Source organism: Providencia sp. PROV_01 (assembly GCF_053098325.1).
Genome location: NZ_JBRFKD010000002.1, coordinates 1,529,833 through 1,549,281 on the forward strand (window position 1 = coordinate 1,529,833; position 19,449 = coordinate 1,549,281).

Sequence of the window (19,449 nt, forward strand, 5' to 3'; positions counted from 1 at the left end):
GGTTTCATGCAACTGAATATATTTCGGGTATAAAAGAGCGTTTTAATCCCCCTTGTTTAACGTCTGTTTTATTGACTAGACGGTAAAATATGTTCAGAAAGTTGTTTTTCCATAAAATCAGCAATGGATGGCTGGGCTTCAACCGTCGGGTGAATACCGTCTTGTTGTATCCATTCAGGCTTAGTTATCACGGTTTCCATATAAAATGGCAGTAATGGAATTTGATTACTTTGCGCCAATTTCGGATAGACTTTTTCGAAACTTGTCGTATAACGTTTTCCATAGTTAGGTGGAATACGAATTTGCATTAAGAGCGGTTTCGCACCGGATTGCACGATTTGCTTAATAATCTGTTGTAAATTAGCTTCAAGTTGTTCTACTGGGAGACCTTGTAAGCCGTCATTTGCACCTAACTCAATCAATACCCAGTTAGGTTTGTTTTGTTCGAGTAACATGGAAAGGCGTTCTAACCCCTGCGCAGAGGTATTCCCACTAATACTACCGTTAATAATAGCAACGGGTGGGGAAAGTTTCTGCCAACGTTCGGCAAGCAAAGAGGCCCAAGCCTGCTCAGCCGGTAGACGGTAGCCTGCACTTAGGCTATCACCTAAGATTAATAGCTTAGTTGACGCAAGTGCGTGCCCACTTGCAGTCAGTAACAGGAGAAATACCAATATATGTCGGCGAATAATATTCTTGAAGTTCATCATCTCATTAAACGTGTTGGCCAAGGTGAACATGAACTGACTATATTGCAAGGTGTTGAGCTAATTGTCGAGTCCGGGCAAACAATTGCTTTAATTGGGGAGTCTGGTTCGGGGAAATCAACCTTGTTAGGGATTATCGCGGGGTTGGATGACGGCTCCAGTGGAACGGTTAATTTATTAGGCCAAGACCTCACTAAAATGGATGAAGAGCAACGGGCACGTTTACGGGCACAAAGTGTCGGTTTTGTGTTCCAATCTTTTATGTTAATCCCAACCTTAAATGCCATTGAAAATGTGCAACTTCCTTCTTTGCTACGTGGCGAATCTGAGTCTGAAAGTTATCAACACGCGGCGAGTTTACTGACTGATTTAGGCTTAAAAGATCGCTTAAAACACATGCCACCACAGTTGTCAGGGGGGGAACAACAACGCGTTGCACTTGCTCGAGCTTTTAATGGCCGCCCTCAGATTTTATTTGCTGATGAACCAACGGGTAACCTCGATCGCCATACAGGGGATAAAATTGCAGATTTATTATTTGCGATGAACAAAGAGCATGGAACAACCTTGATTTTGGTTACTCACGATAACGAGCTAGCTGCGCGTTGCCAACGTCGTTTGCGTTTGGTTGATGGGCAGTTGAGGGAAGAAGCATGATTTGGCGTTGGTTTTGGCGTGAATGGAAAACACCCTCTTTATTGATTGTTTGGCTTGCGCTTACTCTTGCAGTTGCCTGTGTATTGGCTTTAGGGCGAATTAGCGATCGCATTGAAAATAGCATGAGCTACCAAAGCCGTGAGTTGTTAGCGGGGGATTTAGTTTTACGCTCTTCTCATCCAAGCGATCCTACATGGTTACAGGAAGCCCAAAAAGAGGGCTTAGCGCTCAGCCAACAAATATCATTTTCTACCATGGCTTATGCGACAGAAGATGAAGACGCTCGGCCACAATTGGTGTTAGTGAAAGCTGCAGATAAGGCATATCCATTATATGGCGAGCTTATCACTGAACCCGCTGGGTTAACCCCGACAAAAGGGGAAATATTAGTCGCTCCGCGGCTATTAGAATTATTGAACCTCAATGTAGGGGATAACATTGATATCGGAGATGCAACGCTAAAAGTCTCGGGTAAATTAATCCAAGAGCCCGACAGCGGATTTAACCCGTTCCAGATTGCTCCAAGAGTATTAATAGCGATTGAAGATGCGCCACTAACGGGGGCTATTCAAGTAGGCAGCCGATTAACGTATCGCGACATGTTTGCCGGTGATCGTCAGCTGATTGATGCATTTCAACAAAAATATGAGCAAGATCTGCGAAATGATCAACGTTGGTATACATTAAGCGAAGATAACGGCGCAGTAGGGAAAACGTTTCAACGTGCTCAACAATTTTTATTGCTATCAGTGTTATTAACACTGTTGCTAGCCATTGCTGCGGTCGTGGTTTCAATGACGCATTATTGCCGCAGCCGTCATCAACTAATCGCAGTATTAAAAACTCTAGGAGCAGGGCGTAGCGCATTACGTCAGTGGATTATTGGGCAGTGGTTAGTGATTTTAATCGCTGCGGCTTTACTCGGCTCATTATTAGGTTTGGCTTTTGAAGGCATTTTAATGCAAATCTTAGGGGCTATGTTGCCGAAGGAATTGCCACCTGCGAGTTTAATGCCTTGGGTTTGGGCAATCGGTACATTATTCATTATTGCTATTATTGTTGGCAGTCGCCCTTATTACCAACTGATGGCAACCCAGCCTTCAAGGGTATTACGTGAAGATGCCAAATCACCCGTTTGGCCGCTGTATTATTATCTGCCAATTGTTATTTTAATTGTGGTTGGTGGGTTATTTATTTTTGCTGGCGTAAACCCTCTGTTATGGTCAATTTTAGCGGGTATTGTCGTGGTGGCCATTCTACTTGCGCTGATTGGTTGGGTAGGCTTATGGGGGCTACGTCATATTAAGTTTCGCCAATTAAGTTTGCGTTTATCCGTTAGTCGCCTATTGCGCCAGCCGTTACAAACCATCACACAAATGAGTGCATTTTCGCTATCATTTATGTTATTGGCGCTGCTAATTTTAGTACGTGGTGATTTGCTTGATCGCTGGCAGCAACAGTTACCCGCAGATAGCCCGAACTATTTCTTAATTAATATGAACCAGTCACAGCTTGAACCTGTTACCAAGTTATTGGCTGAGTTTGATGTCAAGCCAACAGAGTTCAACCCTGTGGTGTTAGCGCGCTTAACCGATATTAATGACCAGTCAGCGATTGAATGGGCAGATCAACGTGATCCAAATAATAATACGGTGCGACGTGAATTGAGCTTAACTTGGCAATCTGATTTAGCGCCAGCTAATGTGGTTGACGAAGGGACATGGCCACCGAAAGCGGGAGAAGTTTCGATCGAACAAACGGTTGTCAAAGAGCTCGGATTGAAATTAGGCGATAAACTAACATTTAACGCAGGGGCTCAGGTCTTTAGTGCAACAGTCAGTAGTATTCGTACGGTTGATTGGGAGAGCCTGCGACCGAACTTCTATTTTATTTTCTCTGAAGAAAGTCTTTCTCAAATGCCGGCCACCTGGCTGAGCAGCTTCCACTATGACGGTGATGGGCAGCTATTGACGCAACTTAGCCGTCATTACCCGACAATTAATGTGCTCGATACTGGCGCAATTATTACCCAAATTCAGCAAATTCTTCAGCAAGTTAGCCAAGCTCTTGAAGTTATGGTGGTACTGGTTATTTTTTGTGGGTTATTGCTACTATTGGCTCAAATTCAAGTGGGGATGAGCCAGCGAGAGCGGGAGCTTGTGGTATATCGAACATTAGGCGCTAGCAAAAAATTAATGCGTAGAACGCTATGGAGCGAATTTGCATTACTTGGCTTAATGGCCGGGCTTGCCGCAGCTTTTGGAGCAGAAATTGCATTGTGGCTGTTGCAAAGTAAAGTGTTTGATTTCCCATGGCAACCTGAATGGCGTATGTGGGTATTATTGCCTTTGTGCGCGGCAATTTTATTGTCTATTTGCGGTGGGTGGTTAGGACTGCGTTTATTAGGGACGGGTAATCAGCACCGTCGTTTACCTAATAGTTAAATACTCGTCATACTTCGAGTTGCAGCGTTGTTGACTGCGTTCAGATAGCCGGATCATAGACTTATGTATGCTCATCGGTCTATCTTCGCTTGTCGCCTAGCTGTAACTCGAATTATTTAGAGTATGTGGTATTAGGGGAATACCTTGATACCCCTATTTATTGAATATTCTAAAAACAACCTGTTTTTCAGTAAAATAACTGTCTCCAATCCTTCATAAAAGCTTCATTCATCAACGTTATGATTCCGCCATCAATTATTGATAGCCTTAAAATGGAAACATAATAATGCAGAATAACTATTCTATTAAACGTAAACTGGGCTCGTTATCTTTATTGGCTAGTTTAATTTCATTTAGCATCACTGGGTTTGCTCAACAAGAAGTGCCAGCTACATTAGCGGGTCACTCCATTCTTCCGGTTAATTCCACTGTCGCTACACCTGAAAATGCACCTTCAGACATGCAAGTGAGTGGTAAATTTACCACAGGCGCTCGTGTAGATAGTTTAGGGAAAGTGGAAGGTAAATCTGCAGATCGCCCAACGGGAATGCACATTCCAATTAAAGGCCAGCCACGTCAAGGGCACTCGGGTATCAAACGCATGGCGGATGGTACTTACTGGGTTTTAACTGATAATGGATTTGGCAACAAAGTAAACTCTCCTGACTCTATGTTGTATGTCACTCAATATGACATTGATTTTCAAACGGGTAATACGACACCATTAAAAACGGTTTTCTTCCATGATCCCGATAAAATTATCCCTTTTCATATTACGAATGAAAGTACAAAAGAACGCTATTTAACAGGCAGTGATTTTGATCCTGAAAGCTTTCAATTTGCGGATGGTGCTTTATGGGTTGGTGATGAGTTTGGTCCTTACTTAATCAAAATGGATTTGGATGGTAAGGTATTAGCCTTGTTTGAAACGCAAGTAGATGGAAAGAAAGTCGTTTCTCCTGACCACTACCAAATCACCACACCGGGCAAACCCACAGATAAAGTGACTTTCCAAGTCAACCGTTCGAAAGGTTTTGAAGGTATGGCATCATCGCCAGACGGTTCTAAGCTCTATCCAATGCTAGAAGGGGCGATTTGGCTTGATGACAAACAAGATTATGAAAATGTTGATGGCAAACGTGCAGCACGTATTCTTGAATTTGATGTAAAAAAACAAGATTGGACTGGCAGAAGTTGGTTATATGTCTTTGAAGATAACCAAAACGCCATTGGTGATTTTAATCTTATTGATGATACTCACGGCCTAATCATTGAGCGTGATAATGGTGAAGGTACAGCAGATAAAGCCTGCACGGCGGGAAGCAGTAATACTGAAAATTGTTTTAGTAATTTAGCTAAATTCAAGCGTGTTTATCGTATTGAATTTTCAGATAACAATATAGGCAAACCAGTAAATAAGCAGGCTTATATTGATTTAATGAATATCAAAGACCCGAACAATATGGCAAGAAAACCTTTAAATGACGGGGTGTTTACTTTCCCATTCTTTACCATAGAGAACGTTGATGTGGTTGATAGCGAACACATTATTGTTGGCAATGATAATAACTACCCGTTCTCATCCAGTCGTGAACCAAATAAAGCGGATGATAACGAATTTATCTTATTAAAAGTTCCTGAGCTGTTAAAACCATAATTGATTTTGCGCCACATTTTGATTTTTCCGGTGGCACAAATAAGCGGTATGTTTTGATCCAATATCTGGTCTTAAACTTGTTTTCCCTTTGGTTTTAATTTTTCCCGAGCTAAGCACTCGGGATTTTTTATTTGTGATTGAGTGCAGGGGGCTTCATCATCAAGGTAAGACCTAAAATCACGACAACAGGCGCAGCAATAATCAAAAATGCAGGGGTGAAACTCCCTGTGAAATCTTTTATTGCACCAGCAATAAAAGGCGCTAAACAAGCAACGGTTGAAATTAAATTCACCACAGAGAATAGTTCTAGGTATGGGCCTCGGCCAAAATAATTTGAAAGCAAAACACTTGATGCCAAAAAAGTCATGCCGTAGCCAATGCCAACGCATAACACAAACAAGATTAGCCATAGCCATGAGGTGGCAATACTGAGGAAGATAACACCTAATACCATGGTAATTAGGCTACCAATTAATAGTTTCTTTGGTTCTAGCCATTCCCCAGCGGCTCCACCAATAAGCCTTGAGAATGCATTAACAAATGCCATTGTGCTTAACAATGAAACCGCCACGGTCAAGCCAAAACCACGCTCTTCAATATGGGCAACAGCAAAGCTATTAACGGTAATACCACACCATAAAAATGAGGTATAAGTTGCAGCAATTAAGTAAAACTGCCATGTACGTAGTGCTCTGCCGACTGTCCATACTTCTGGAGTGCGATAAATGGGTTTACTCGCATCACTCACTTGTTTTTGCATCACTTTTTTTGCGTGTTCTTGTTCTTGTTTACCTTCACGCAGCATAAAAATAGTGATTAACGTGACAATGCTCAGATAAACGGCGCATAGAACCCAATGCATACGCCAAGAGCCTAACTGGTTTGAGGCGTAAAAGTAAATCCAAGGGCCTGCAACGCCTCCCAAACCCCCGATGGTGAAATATAACCCAAAGGCAAGGGATTGCTTTTCAAATAGCCGTGAAAGTACGTAAGTCCCAGGAACTGTGGCGAGTAAGGTGAAACCAATACCAATTAATGCGGTGCCTAAAAAATAGGTGCTGATGGCTTGCGTGGAATAAAGGCTATAAAAACCCGCAACAAAGACACTAGTACCTAGCAATAAAGTGGCCCGTACACCGACTTTACGGATCAGTAGAGAAGGGAGAAAACTCGCAAGCCCGCAAGTTAAGCCCAGTAGCGTAAAACCAAATCCAGCCTCACTCCAACTCCATTTGAGCTCACTTATCATCTCAGGCAAAACCACACCAAGAGATGTAAAGGTGGTTGCAGTGGCTAAAAAATAAACCAGCCCTAATAGAACAAGAATGCACCACTGATAAAACGGACTAAAAGGCTGCGAGGACATATTGACTCCAGTAATGCCGCACACCTTAAATCAGGATATTTGTTTTCTGGATGACGGCGTAAATAGCATAATGCCCGAAAATAGGTTCGGGCATCGAATAGGGCTATTTTCCCTATTTATTGGTGAGAGTACCAGTCTAATTTTGCATTTGCCCACTCAATGCCACTTTTGTACTCATTTGGTAAAAGTGGAACTAAAGCAGCAAGTGTTGCAGACAATTGATTGCAGTCGCGATGAGAAAGGTTTAAATGGCCCACTTTCCGAGCAGGGCGCACCTCTTTTTCATACCAGTGAAGGTGAACTAGGGGGAAATTTAACCAGTTTATATTTACATCCGTACCAATTAAATTGACCATAACAGCAGGGCTATACACTTCAGGTGATGGCATTGGCAGGTTTAAAATGGCACGTAGATGTAACTCAAATTGGCTAATGGATGCGCCATTTTGTGTCCAATGGCCGCTATTATGTACTCGAGGCGCAATTTCGTTAATCAGTAGGTTATTGCCCACGACAAAGCATTCCATTGCCATCACACCAATATAACCTAACTCATCCATGACCGCGCTGAGCATGGCTTGAGCTTGTTCCTGTTGCGGGTTAGTTGACTTAGGGAAGGCTACACTCGTCCGCAAAATACCTTCTTGGTGCAAATTATGAGTAATTGGGTAAAAAACGGATTTCCCCTCTGCATTTCGGGCCCCAATGACAGACACTTCCGCGTCAAAAGGGATGCCTTGTTCAACGATACATTCACCGTAAATTTCAGCGGGTAAGTCTTTTTCATCACCAGGGCGAACACGCCATTGACCACGCCCGTCGTAGCCGCCAGTTCTGCGTTTTACAATGAGGAAATCGCCTAAAGTTGCAAATAATTCAGGCCATTGTTCAGGGGATTCTAATAATGCCCAAGGTGCAGTGGAAAGTTGCAAACTATCAAATAAACTTTTTTGTGGGAACCTATCCGCTAAACGTGGAAAAATATCACGGTTAATAAAGGCATTATGGCGAGCTAATTCTTTTGTCAAAGGTGTTTCTGGCCAGCGTTCAATTTCAGCGGTGATGACGCTTTGCTGATAAGGAACGGCTTCCGGCTCTGCATCAAGCCCAACAGGAAAAACGGCGATACCTAATGGCTCACCCGCTTGACGCAGCATGCGACCTAGTTGGCCATTACCAAGCACACAAACGGGTTTCATTATGCTTCCCTCGGGTCTGGGTTGTTTAGCACATCATTGGTTTGTGCTTCACGCCACGCGGCAAGGCGGTTGAAAATAGCAGTATCACTTATTGCTAATACCTGAGCGGCTAACAGTGCTGCGTTTGCTGCACCTGCTTTACCGATTGCTAGTGTGCCGACAGGGATACCTTTAGGCATTTGAACGATGGAGTATAGGCTGTCGACACCACTGAGAGCAGCGCTTTGTACTGGTACACCAAAGACAGGTACTAAGGTTTTTGCAGCTAACATACCCGGTAGATGAGCGGCACCACCAGCGCCTGCAATAATCACATCAACCCCATTTTTTTTCGCATTTTCAGCAAAGGAAAATAATTTATCCGGGGTACGGTGCGCAGAGACGATTTCGACATGAAAAGGAATTTGGAGTTCATTTAATACATCAGCCGCGTGCTGCATTGTCGTCCAATCACTTTTCGAACCCATAACAATGGCGATTTTTGCCGCAGATTGAGCAGAAACTTGGGCAGTCATTTGGTGCTTTCCTGTAGTGAAAAAAACATGACCCTAAGATGGGGAAATTGAATTAAGGTGATCATATCACGGTAATGCAGTCAGGAAAACGTTTGCGTGATTAATAATTAAGCAAACGAGTCGTGTATGCGATGAGAAATTCTGGGGCTAATTAAAATTACTCGAATGGAAAGAAAATCAGTTCAATGCCTTGCTCGCTAATGACAAAAGCAGAACCTTCATAGTGCCATGCACCTAATACACCTCGATAATGCAATTCACCACCGATATTCACCTCATGAATAGCAGGGCGGTGAGTATGACCATGGATCATCCATTGCGCTTGGTGCCTTTGTAATGCATCAATAACGGCTTGCGAATTGACGTCCATAATCGACTCGGCTTTCATGCTGCTTGCATATTGGCTATTTTGTCGCATTTTTTGCGCGATACGGCGACGCACAAAGAGGGGGAGTAGCAGAAACAGCCGTTGGACCCAAGGTGTGTGAACTTTTTTACGGTAGTTTTGATAGGCGGCATCGTCTATACATAATGTATCACCATGCAAAATTAAAATACGTTTACCATAAAGTTCGAGCAATGTTTCTTGCGGTAATAGGGTCATGCCACACTGTTTCGCATAGCGTTTACCGATTAAAAAATCCCGATTTCCATGAATGAAATAACAGGGTATTCCGCGATCTGTAAGCTGTTTTAGTTCGTTGGCAACTTGTTGATGTAGCGGGTTGTTGTCATCATCGCCCACCCAATAATTGAAAAAATCGCCGAGAATATACAGGCTTTCGGCATGGATGGCTTGCTGTTGAATAAAGTTGATAAAACCGGCGGTGATCGCCGGTTCATCTTCACTTAAATGCAAATCTGCAATGATGTAAGTGGACATGCGTCAGGTTTACTCGCTGACAGTCACTTTTTCAATGATAACGTCTTCACGTGGAACGTCTTGGTGGAAACCGCTACGGCCAGTTGAGACACCTTTGATTTTGTCAACAACGTCCATACCTTCAACCACTTCAGCAAATACACAGTAACCCCAGCCATCTGGACGTTCTGAACGGAAGTTTAAGAAGTCGTTGTCAGCAACGTTGATAAAGAACTGTGCTGTTGCTGAATGAGGGTCGTTAGTACGAGCCATTGCTAAGGTACCACGGCTGTTTTTTAAACCGTTGTTAGCTTCGTTTTTGATAGGTGCTTTAGTGTTTTTTTGTTCCATGCCTGGCTCAAAACCACCGCCTTGGATCATGAAACCATTAATAACACGATGGAAAATGGTATTATTGTAAAAACCTTCACGGCAGTAAGTTAAAAAGTTTTCGACTGTAACGGGGGCTTTATCGTCAAACGTTTTGATAACAATATCACCGTGATTGGTATGAAATGTAACCATAATAGCTATCCTGAATAATTGTTTTTTGTGCGCTAACTTGCGAAAGCGTTGAGATCAGCACGTTTATATCACAGATAAAACCTGACTTGAAGCGGAAGGAAGCTTAGCGGGTAGTTTATAGCATAATAGGTGTGTATTAAACCTAATGAATAAACTGAAAAGGAAGCGGGGTAAACCCTTGCATTCTTAAGGTGATCGGGGTTCAATAACATGATATTTTATCGGTAGAAATCGATAATCATTTTTCAAATAAATGGAAAAGTTCAGATGCTACAAATTTTTAATACACTAAGTCGTCAAAAAGAAGAGTTTAAGCCCATCCACGCAGGGAAGATTGGGATGTATGTGTGTGGCATCACTATCTACGACTTGTGTCATATCGGCCACGGCCGTACATTTGTGGCATTTGATGCAATTAGCCGCTATTTACGTTATTTGGGTTACGACTTAAATTATGTGCGCAACGTCACCGATATTGACGATAAAATCATTAAACGTGCAGCAGAAAATAATGAAAGTGTCGAAGAGCTAACAACACGTATGTTGGCTGAAATGCATAAAGATTTCGATGCATTGAATATTTTACGCCCTGATAGCGAACCACGTGCAACGCGTCATATTGGTGAAATCATTGAATTAACCCAAAGCTTGATTGAGCGTGGACATGCTTATGTTGCTGCGAATGGCGATGTCATGTTTGAGGTGAAAACTGACCCAAATTATGGCCTGTTATCCCGTCAAGATTTAGAGCAGTTGCAAGCAGGTGCTCGCGTCGAAGTGGCTGATGTAAAACGTAATCCAATGGACTTCGTCTTGTGGAAAATGTCTAAAGAAGGCGAACCAAGCTGGGAATCCCCATGGGGCTTAGGCCGTCCAGGTTGGCACATTGAATGTTCGGCAATGAACAGTAAAACATTAGGCAACCATTTTGATATTCACGGTGGCGGCTCAGATTTAATGTTTCCACACCATGAAAATGAAATCGCACAATCTACCTGTGCTCATGATGGCCCTTATGTGAATTACTGGATGCACTCCGGTATGGTCATGGTTGATAGAGAGAAAATGTCTAAGTCTCTCAATAATTTCTTCACTATTCGTGACGTACTTGAGTATTACGATGCAGAAACAGTGCGTTATTTTCTGTTATCAGGCCATTATCGTAGCCAACTTAACTACACAGAAGAAAACTTGAAACAGGCGCGCACTGCGCTTGAGCGTATGTATACGGCATTGCGCGGTACCGATAAATCGGCAGTTCCTGCTGGTGGTGATGAATTTAAAGCACGTTTCATTGAGGCGATGAATGACGACTTTAACACACCAGAAGCTTATTCCGTGTTGTTTGACATGGTACGTGAAGTTAACCGTCTGAAATCAGAAGATATGTCAGCGGCTAATGCGATGGCGGCACAACTTCGTGAACTGGCTAGCGTTCTTGGTTTGTTAGAACAAGACCCAGAAAGTTTCTTAAAAGGCGGCGCACAGACTGAAGATGATGCGGAAGTGGCAAAAATCGAGGCATTAATTCAACAACGCCTAGATGCGCGTCAAAATAAAGATTGGGCGCAAGCAGATGCGGCTCGTGATGAGCTGACAGCTATGGGGGTTGTGCTTGAGGATGGGGCTACTGGTACTACGTGGCGTCGCAAATAATACGCGTCATATTTCGTGCTGTGGCGGTGTTGCCATCACTTGGCTACTTGGGTCACATACTTTTGTATGCTCCCCAAGTTATCCGCGTTCGGCGCCTAGCCACAACACGAACTATTTAGCGTATTAATAAGAGTCATATTCATACTGTGGCGGTGTTGCCATCACTTGGCTACTTGGGTCACATACTTTTGTATGCTCCCTAAGTTATCCGCGTTCGGCGCCTAGCCACAACACGAACTATTTAGCGTATTAATAAGAGTCATATTCATACTGTGGTGGTGTTGCCATCACTTGGCTACTTGGGTCACATACTTTTGTATGCTCCCCAAGTTATCCGCGTTCGGCGCCTAGCCACAACACGAACTATTTAGCGTATTAATAAGAGTCATATTCATACTGTGGTGGTGTTGCCATCACTTGGCTGCTTGGGTCACATACTTTTGTATGCTCCCCAAGTTATCCGCGTTCGGCGCCTAGTCACAACACGAACTATTTAGCGTATTAATAAGAGTCATATTCATACTGTGGTGGTGTTGCCATCACTTGGCTGCTTGGGCCACATACTTTTGTATGCTCCCCAAGTTATCCGCGTTCGGCGCCTAGCCACAACACGAACTATTTAGCGTATTAATAAGAGTCATATTCATACTGTGGCGGTGTTGCCATCACTTGGCTACTTGGGTCACATACTTTTGTATGCTCCCCAAGTTATCCTTTCGAGTACTGATGGACTTAAAAAATCCTGCATATTTAAACGGTTAGGTATTGATATTTAACCGTTTTTTATTTTTAGTGTGAAATAAAAGCCCCCCAGTTAAGGGGGGAATAAGACTACCAACAGGGACTAGGAATGGAACTTAAATCTGAGCGATTAAGCGATACTTGCCATTTCTTGTTGAGCTTCTTTGGGCGTTGCTTTTTTGACAATGGCATAAAGCACACCAGAAACCACCGTACCAGCTACTATCGCGAATAAATACATCAATACATGATTAATAGCTCCGGGTATTAACAGCACAAATAAACCACCGTGAGGTGCCATCAACTGAATACCAAAGTACATGGATAGCGCCCCAGTTATTGCACCACCAATGATACAAACAGGAAGAACACGGATAGGGTCTTTGGCGGCAAACGGAATAGCACCTTCTGAAATAAAACATAAACCGAGAACAAAAGAGGCTTTACCTGCTTCGCGTTCAGCGGGAACAAATTTATGTCTCGCTATTAATGTGGCAATCCCCATTGCCAGTGGCGGCACCATACCTGCAGCCATAATCGCTGCCATTGGTGCGTAGGTTTGTGAACTTAATAGGCCGACACCAAAGGCGTAAGCAGCTTTGTTGACCGGGCCTCCCATATCCGTACACATCATGGCACCCAATATTGCACCTAAGATCACTGCATTGGTGGTTCCCATGGTATTTAGCCAGTTGGTTAACCAGTCCATCAACCACGCTACAGGGTGACCAATCACATAGATCATGGCTAAACCGGTAAATAAAGTCGAAATCAATGGCACGATTAAAATCGGTTTTAACGCTTCCATTGTTTGCGGTAATTTTAATCGAGTGCTAATAAAGTGAGCACTGTAGCCCGCAAGGAAACCGGAAATGATCCCGCCTAAAAAACCTGCACCTAAGGTGGTCGCAAGTACCCCACCGACTAAACCCGGGGTTAGCCCTGTTCTGTCAGCAATGGAATAGGCGATATAACCCGATAGTACAGGCACCATTAATGCAAGGGCTGTTTGCCCACCAATTAGGCTAAGCGCCCAGGCCAGAGAGCCTTCTACATTGGATGCATCTAAACCAAAAGCAAATGAAAGTGCAGTACACAATCCTCCTGCCACAACCATCGGGAGCATATAAGACACACCTGTGAGTAAGTGCTTATAGACTCCGCGTTTTTCGTTGGATTGGCTTGATTGTGATGAGTTTTTGCCATTTTGTGGCGAAAATGTACTCGCCTCCTTTATCGCTCTATCTAATTCCTGTGCTGTTTTCTTCAATGCTGCACTGGTAGAGGTGCGGTACATTGGCTTTCCCGCAAATTTATCCACATTGACTTCGATATCAGCAGCGACAATGACTAAATCAGCTTGTGCAATTTCTTCTGGTGTAATTTCATTTCCAACCCCTACAGAACCACGGGTTTCTACTTTGATATTCCAGCCTCGTTTTTTTGCTTCAGCTTCAAGTGCTTCTGCGGACATATAAGTGTGAGCAACCCCTGTAGGGCAAGCTGTAACGGCTAATATAGAGAAAGTTTTTGTGTGCTGCGGTTCGGCAATTTGTTGTTCACAAAGTGTGGCTTCATTAATTGCTGATGTCAGGAATTCAGCAGGTTGCCTAACAGCGACATCGGGGTGGCCGAAATAGATTTTTTTGTCTGCACAATTGAAATCTTCAGGCAACTGAGTGTCAAAACAAATCACAATATCAGCATCAGTAAGCTGTTCAGTGAAGGTGATATTTTGTAAGGCAGATACATTCTTTAAGGCATCGATGGCTAGCCAGCAAATAGCAGGGCCTTGCTGGTGGCTTGGAGCGATTAATATTTTCATGTTTTTCATCCTCATTGAGCCGTAAACGGTTGTAAGTCAACCTTTGTCATCATATGTGCAAGTTGCGCTCGGTCTGTGATACCGACATTGGGTTGGGAGACTGCAAGTGCAGAAATGGCAGTAGCTAAGCGTAGTGTGTGCTCACTTGTCTGCCTCATCATTAGCCCGTAAATTAACCCACCTACCATTGAGTCCCCTGCGCCAACGGTGCTGATAACGTCACATTCAGGTGGTTTAGCAAACCAAGCGCCTGATGAATTGACCCACATGGCACCTTTTTCACCTAAAGAAACCACCACATGGGCAATACCTTGTTGGCGAAGTTGATTTGCGGCATCAACAATATCTTGATGAGTGGGAAGAGGTTTTCCTGCCCAAATTTCAAGTTCACGATGATTCGGTTTTACTAACCAAGGAGAAGCTTTGAGTCCAGCAACAAAAGCTTCACGGCTACTATCAAAAATGACACACATGCATTGTTCTCTAAGGCGTAACATCCATTGAGTAAAATCTTTTAAATCAACGCCTTGAGGTAAACTTCCACTGACGCAAATCATATCAAACTGACCCGCCCAGCTGAGTGAGTCGGTGACGAAACGTTGCCAATCCGCTTTAGTGACACTGAAGCCTGAAAAATTAAAATCGGTAACTGCACCGGTGTGCTCTGTCAGTTTTACATTGATACGGGTGCGGCCTTCGACAACCTGAAAGCGGTTAGCAATTCCTGTTTCGCTGAACGCTTTTTGGAAACCATCTTGGTTTTCTTTACCTAAAAAACCACCAACAGTGACATCAATTCCTAAGTTTTTAAGTACTTTGGCCACATTTATGCCTTTTCCAGCGGCATGAAGCCCAGCAGTTTTGACTAAATTCACATCACCTCTATGAATATCAGGTAAAAGCCCAACTAAATCATAGGCGGGGTTTAACGTGATAGTTGCGACTCTTCTGCTCATGCGATTTCTTCTCCAAGTCCTGAGTTAATTGCCTCGCCAATGGTAACGATAGCTTCTTGTGCATCTGTACCTTCTGCGTGAATTCGTAAACGGTGCCCACATTTAGCGCCTAAACTGACGATTTTCATTAAGCTGCGACCATTTACGGGAGTCGCAGTACCATCAAGATTACTCACAGTAATAGTGCTTTCGAACTGCTTAATGGTGGTGACTAACTGGGTGCTCGGGCGCGTATGTAGCCCATGTGGATTAAGAACGGTGAAGTCCTGAGTGATTCCGGATGTACTTGATGATTCACTTTCCGTGTGTGAATCTTCACTACGCAATAAATTAATTAGATTGTTAACGTTATCAGTGTTGTTAATTAGATTTAATTCTTTATTTTTCAATAAATTATTTATTTTAAGTAAAAAAGTTTCTATCTGATAATTAGCGTAAGAGAGAGTGATTAGGGCATTGACTGGGTTACCTTGAAAGCTAAATGTTTTTTTTACGGTCGTTATCGCAATCGCATTCTGAATATTTCCAATAGGGCTATCACTTAACCAAATACCTTGACCTAAATACGAAGGTGTTTGGGTGAGAACTTGGGTAATAAAGTCAGTACTAACAGCTCGGGCGTTTTGTAAGTTAATAATATTCTGTATTTTTAATGTGTTTATATTATCAACTTGAGCACTAACAGTGACCATTGAGTCATCAAGTTTCACTGGTTGAGTTTGGCGTTCACCCATTAGAAGTTGCTTTAAGGCTTCAGGGGTGTCAGCTTTGGCCATCGCGTCAGCTGTGTGCTCATCACTGATAATGTGGGTTAACTGGCGAAGTAATTCGAGATGTTCATTGGATTGAGCCGCAATGCCAATAACAATATAAGCAGTTTGGTTATCACCCCAGTCAATACCATTAGGGAATTGGAAAACAGCAAAACCTGTTTTCAACACTTGGTCTCGTGTCTGCGTTGTCCCGTGTGGGATTGCGATACCATTACCCAAAAAGGTGGGAGCTTGGGTTTCTCGGTTAAGCATTCCTTGTGCGTAACCGCTTTTTGCATAACCTGCATTTTCGAGAGCCTTAGCGACTTGTTCTATTGCATTTTTTTTATCAGATGCAGCAGCTGCAAGGTGGATATCGCTTATTGGTAAGTTAAACATAATTTCTCCTGATTATTATTTATTGCCGGATCAGCCAGAAGACTTGCAAGCGGATCTGATTGTTTGTTAATCATGTTATCGTTAACAAGGTTAGCTGAATCGTTTAGTCTTGTCTATGTCGCTAAGGTACGAAATACAAAAAATGAGAGCTAAGTTAAATTTTTTAAGGGGAGGAACTGAGTGTTTTTTATCTGCCTTATGACAAAGCTGAAGTAATTGCTGAAGCTTTTTGTTTTTGTAAACCAATAAGTTAAATTATCAATATGCTTGGTTATTTGAATGTTTAATACACTAAATATGGCTAAAGAAAAAATCTTCTAAAACCTCAAAAGAGCTTTGGTCGTTTTACAATAAATCGGATTATTTTGAACAAAGGGGGAAAGGGAGGTGGTTATTTATTATGCAAAGAGAGGTAAGCTGAAATTTTTCAGCTTACCTAAATGTATTATTCTACAACTTTAATTTTTTGGCTGCCCATTGAAACGATTTTACCCGCGACAATTTTACAGCGTTTACGTGTTTCGACCACACCATCAACTTCAACTAAGCCATCTGCAATCATGGCTTTTGCCATTGCACCGCTTTCCGCCCAGCCTTCAATTTTTAGCAAATCACACAGTTCGACGTGTGGGTGCCCATTTAAATTGAATATATCCATGATTACTCCAAAATTACATTAAATATCGTGGTACTCTTCACATGCTTGAAGGGTGTTTTGAATTAAAGTCGCAACGGTCATTGGGCCAACACCACCAGGCACTGGGGTGATCCAAGCTGCGTTTTTCGCGGCTTCGTCAAAATCGACATCTCCTGTGACTTTGCCGCTATCTAAGCGGTTGATACCGACATCGACCACAATCGCGCCAGGTTTAATCCATTCACCAGGAATAAAATTGGGTTTCCCCACTGCGACAACAACTAAATCAGCATGGCGAACGTGGTGTTCTAAATCTTTGGTAAAGCGATGCGTTACTGTTGTAGTGCAACCCGCTAGCAGAAGCTCTAAGCTCATTGGACGACCAACAATATTGGATGCGCCAATAATTACAGCGTTTAAACCATAAGTGTTGATACCGCAGCGCTCAAGTAGAGTAACAATTCCTTTAGGGGTGCATGGGCGAAGGCGCGGCGCACGTTGGCACAAGCGACCGACATTATACGGATGAAAACCATCAACATCTTTGTCTGGATGAATACGCTCAATGACTTTGACGTTATCAATCCCCGCAGGTAATGGTAGTTGAACTAAAATTCCATCAATTTCAGTATCTTGATTTAAGTCATCAATCAGTTTGAGTAATTCAGCTTCTGTTGTTGTATCTGGCAAATCATAAGAACGTGAAATAAAACCGACTTCTTCACAAGCACGGCGTTTGCTGCCGACATAGATTTGTGACGCGGGGTTAGCGCCAACTAAAATCACAGCAAGCCCAGGGGCGCGTTTTCCTTGTTCTAAACGTAATTGTACTTTTTGAGCAACTTCTTGCCTAATTGTCTGCGCAATCGTTTTCCCATCAATAATTTTTGCTAACATCTGTAACTTAATCCATATATGAGACACGGTAATGACTCTATTTTGTCAGAAGTTAAGGTCATTGTCAGTTCAAACTATTACATAAAATGAGCATATAGTTATTTTAGTAGCGAAAAGCCATTGACTCAGCGCGCAGCAACCGTATAATTCAACGCCATCAGCCAGATAGGCTACCCGCATTATCAATGCGCCCTTAGCTCAGTTGGATAGAGCAACGGCCTTCTAAGCCGTAGGTCACAGGTTCGAATCCTGTAGGGCGTACCATTCTCAAGTATTTCAAAGTCTACAACAGTCTATAAAACCCTTATAAAATCAGCTATCACAAGAATTCCTAGTATTCCAAGGTCTAGTTACGTCTATTGAAATCTACATATATGTGGGGGCATAATTGGGGGCATTACCCCGTTCAATGAAAATCGGTGCCCCCAAATGAAGCTAACAGCCAGACAAGTAGACACTTCCAAGCCAAAAGAGAAAGCTTATAAACTTTCTGACGGTGGGGGCATGTATTTAGAAGTTGCTCCAAATGGTTCTAAGTATTGGCGTATGAAATATAGATATGCTGGTAAAGAGAAAAGGCTGGCTTTAGGTGTATATCCATCAATATCACTCGCACAAGCTAGGGCGAAAAGAGAAGAAGCCAAGCGCATATTAGCGTTAGGTGATGACCCATCGTTGGTAAAGAAAGCCGAAAAGCGAGAAAAAGAGTCTCAGGTAAATAATAGCTTTGAGAAAATCACGCTTGAATGGCACGACTATAAAAAGCCGAATTGGTCGCAAGGCTACGCTGATGACTTATTAGAAGCCTTCCAGAAAGATATCTTCCCTTACATTGGTAAAGCTAGCATTACGGAAATTAAGCCGCTAGACATGCTAGAGGTGCTTAGAAAATTAGAAAAGCGTGGTGTGTTGGATAAGCTAAAGAAGATAAGACAGGCATGTAACCAAGTATTCCGCTATGCAATTGTTACGGGGCGGGCAGAGTATAACCCTGCATCAGAATTAGCTGGCGCACTGTCTACGCCAAAGGCAAAACACTTTCCTCATTTAAACGTTAATGAGCTACCTGATTTTTTACAGGCACTATCTGTATGCAGTGGAAGTAAGATCACTCAGATTGCTACAAAACTATTAATGATAACAGGTGTTCGTACTATTGAGCTTAGAGCTGCTGAATGGTCAGAAATCGATTTTGATAAGGCTATTTGGGAAATCCCAAAAGAGCGTATGAAAATGCGTCGCCCTCACATGGTCCCACTCTCTACGCAGGCGTTAGAATTATTCAGAGAAATACAAACCTTAACAGGGCGGTTTAAGTATATCTTTCATGGCAGGAATGATGCTTCTAAGCCAATGAGTGAAGCGGCAATAAATCAGGTCATAAAACGTATTGGTTATGATGGTAGAGCCACAGGTCACGGATTCAGGCACACAATGAGTACCATCCTACACGAACAAGGCTATAACACCGCATGGATTGAGACACAGCTAGCGCACGTTGATAAGAACTCTATCCGTGGAACGTATAACCATGCTCAATACATCGATGGACGTAGAGAAATGCTTCAATGGTACGCTGATTACATGGGGGCATTAGAGAACGGGGATAACGTTGTACACGGCAATTTTAAATGTGCTTAATCCACCAGCAGTC

General features: G+C 42.9%; 16 protein-coding genes and 1 tRNA gene. 6 read left to right on the forward strand and 11 right to left on the reverse strand.

Annotation, left to right across the window (positions count from 1 at the left end):
- Nucleotides 1-68: 68 nt before the first annotated feature.
- Complete coding sequence (gene tesA / locus ACU696_RS07485; RefSeq protein ID WP_042851644.1) at nucleotides 69-710, reverse strand: multifunctional acyl-CoA thioesterase I/protease I/lysophospholipase L1; 642 nt, start codon at nucleotides 708-710, stop codon at nucleotides 69-71.
- Here tesA and ybbA point away from each other — a divergent pair.
- From ybbA to ACU696_RS07500, 3 genes are all read left to right on the forward strand, one after another.
- Nucleotides 678-1,364 (forward strand): putative ABC transporter ATP-binding protein YbbA, encoded by a 687-nt coding sequence (gene ybbA, locus ACU696_RS07490; RefSeq protein WP_004913560.1) that lies wholly within the window; start codon nucleotides 678-680, stop codon nucleotides 1,362-1,364. The two genes, tesA and ybbA, sit on opposite strands and share 33 nt — an antisense overlap.
- Nucleotides 1,361-3,808, forward strand: coding sequence for a putative ABC transporter permease subunit YbbP (gene ybbP, locus ACU696_RS07495; protein WP_109912074.1), 2,448 nt, complete (start codon nucleotides 1,361-1,363; stop codon nucleotides 3,806-3,808). The genes ybbA and ybbP overlap by 4 nt, the downstream gene beginning before the upstream one ends.
- 286 nt (nucleotides 3,809-4,094) lie before the next feature.
- Nucleotides 4,095-5,465, forward strand: coding sequence for an esterase-like activity of phytase family protein (locus tag ACU696_RS07500; protein WP_109912075.1), 1,371 nt, complete (start codon nucleotides 4,095-4,097; stop codon nucleotides 5,463-5,465).
- A 127-nt stretch (nucleotides 5,466-5,592) separates the two neighbouring features.
- Here the strand turns inward: ACU696_RS07500 and ACU696_RS07505 are convergent, their stop codons facing one another.
- From ACU696_RS07505 to ppiB, 5 genes are all read right to left on the reverse strand, one after another.
- Nucleotides 5,593-6,831 (reverse strand): MFS transporter, encoded by a 1,239-nt coding sequence (locus ACU696_RS07505; protein ID WP_004913552.1) that lies wholly within the window; start codon nucleotides 6,829-6,831, stop codon nucleotides 5,593-5,595.
- A 116-nt stretch (nucleotides 6,832-6,947) separates the two neighbouring features.
- Complete coding sequence (gene purK, locus ACU696_RS07510; RefSeq protein WP_109912076.1) at nucleotides 6,948-8,030, reverse strand: 5-(carboxyamino)imidazole ribonucleotide synthase; 1,083 nt, start codon at nucleotides 8,028-8,030, stop codon at nucleotides 6,948-6,950.
- Nucleotides 8,030-8,545 (reverse strand): 5-(carboxyamino)imidazole ribonucleotide mutase, encoded by a 516-nt coding sequence (gene purE, locus ACU696_RS07515; RefSeq protein WP_004913545.1) that lies wholly within the window; start codon nucleotides 8,543-8,545, stop codon nucleotides 8,030-8,032. The genes purK and purE overlap by 1 nt, the downstream gene beginning before the upstream one ends.
- Nucleotides 8,546-8,702: 157 nt before the next feature.
- Entirely contained in the window at nucleotides 8,703-9,428 is a 726-nt protein-coding gene (lpxH, locus tag ACU696_RS07520; RefSeq protein WP_110732201.1) for a UDP-2,3-diacylglucosamine diphosphatase, read from the reverse strand.
- 9 nt (nucleotides 9,429-9,437) lie between these two features.
- Nucleotides 9,438-9,932, reverse strand: coding sequence for a peptidylprolyl isomerase B (gene ppiB / locus ACU696_RS07525; protein WP_004913539.1), 495 nt, complete (start codon nucleotides 9,930-9,932; stop codon nucleotides 9,438-9,440).
- Between the two features lie 267 nt (nucleotides 9,933-10,199).
- Here ppiB and cysS point away from each other — a divergent pair, with 267 nt between their 5' ends.
- On the forward strand, nucleotides 10,200-11,588 hold the full coding sequence (gene cysS, locus ACU696_RS07530) for a cysteine--tRNA ligase (protein WP_123382355.1): 1,389 nt from the start codon (nucleotides 10,200-10,202) through the stop codon (nucleotides 11,586-11,588).
- A gap of 871 nt (nucleotides 11,589-12,459) precedes the next feature.
- On the opposite strand, the gene fruA is transcribed toward cysS, so the two are convergent.
- The 5 genes from fruA to folD form a co-directional block, all read right to left on the reverse strand.
- On the reverse strand, nucleotides 12,460-14,154 hold the full coding sequence (gene fruA, locus ACU696_RS07535) for a PTS fructose transporter subunit IIBC (RefSeq protein ID WP_004913531.1): 1,695 nt from the start codon (nucleotides 14,152-14,154) through the stop codon (nucleotides 12,460-12,462).
- A gap of 11 nt (nucleotides 14,155-14,165) precedes the next feature.
- On the reverse strand, nucleotides 14,166-15,110 hold the full coding sequence (fruK, locus tag ACU696_RS07540; RefSeq protein ID WP_109912080.1) for a 1-phosphofructokinase: 945 nt from the start codon (nucleotides 15,108-15,110) through the stop codon (nucleotides 14,166-14,168).
- Nucleotides 15,107-16,261 carry a fused PTS fructose transporter subunit IIA/HPr protein gene (fruB, locus tag ACU696_RS07545; RefSeq protein ID WP_123382354.1) on the reverse strand — a complete coding sequence of 385 codons (1,155 nt, stop codon included), beginning with the start codon at nucleotides 16,259-16,261 and terminating at the stop codon, nucleotides 15,107-15,109. The genes fruK and fruB overlap by 4 nt, the downstream gene beginning before the upstream one ends.
- A gap of 445 nt (nucleotides 16,262-16,706) precedes the next feature.
- Complete coding sequence (gene ybcJ, locus ACU696_RS07550; RefSeq protein ID WP_004913522.1) at nucleotides 16,707-16,919, reverse strand: ribosome-associated protein YbcJ; 213 nt, start codon at nucleotides 16,917-16,919, stop codon at nucleotides 16,707-16,709.
- Between the two features lie 18 nt (nucleotides 16,920-16,937).
- On the reverse strand, nucleotides 16,938-17,795 hold the full coding sequence (gene folD, locus ACU696_RS07555; RefSeq protein WP_004913518.1) for a bifunctional methylenetetrahydrofolate dehydrogenase/methenyltetrahydrofolate cyclohydrolase FolD: 858 nt from the start codon (nucleotides 17,793-17,795) through the stop codon (nucleotides 16,938-16,940).
- A gap of 187 nt (nucleotides 17,796-17,982) precedes the next feature.
- On the opposite strand from folD, the gene ACU696_RS07560 reads away from it, so the two are divergent.
- Nucleotides 17,983-18,059, forward strand: a tRNA-Arg gene (locus ACU696_RS07560).
- Between the two features lie 165 nt (nucleotides 18,060-18,224).
- Complete coding sequence (locus ACU696_RS07565; protein ID WP_181488339.1) at nucleotides 18,225-19,436, forward strand: tyrosine-type recombinase/integrase; 1,212 nt, start codon at nucleotides 18,225-18,227, stop codon at nucleotides 19,434-19,436.
- Nucleotides 19,437-19,449 lie beyond the last annotated feature (13 nt).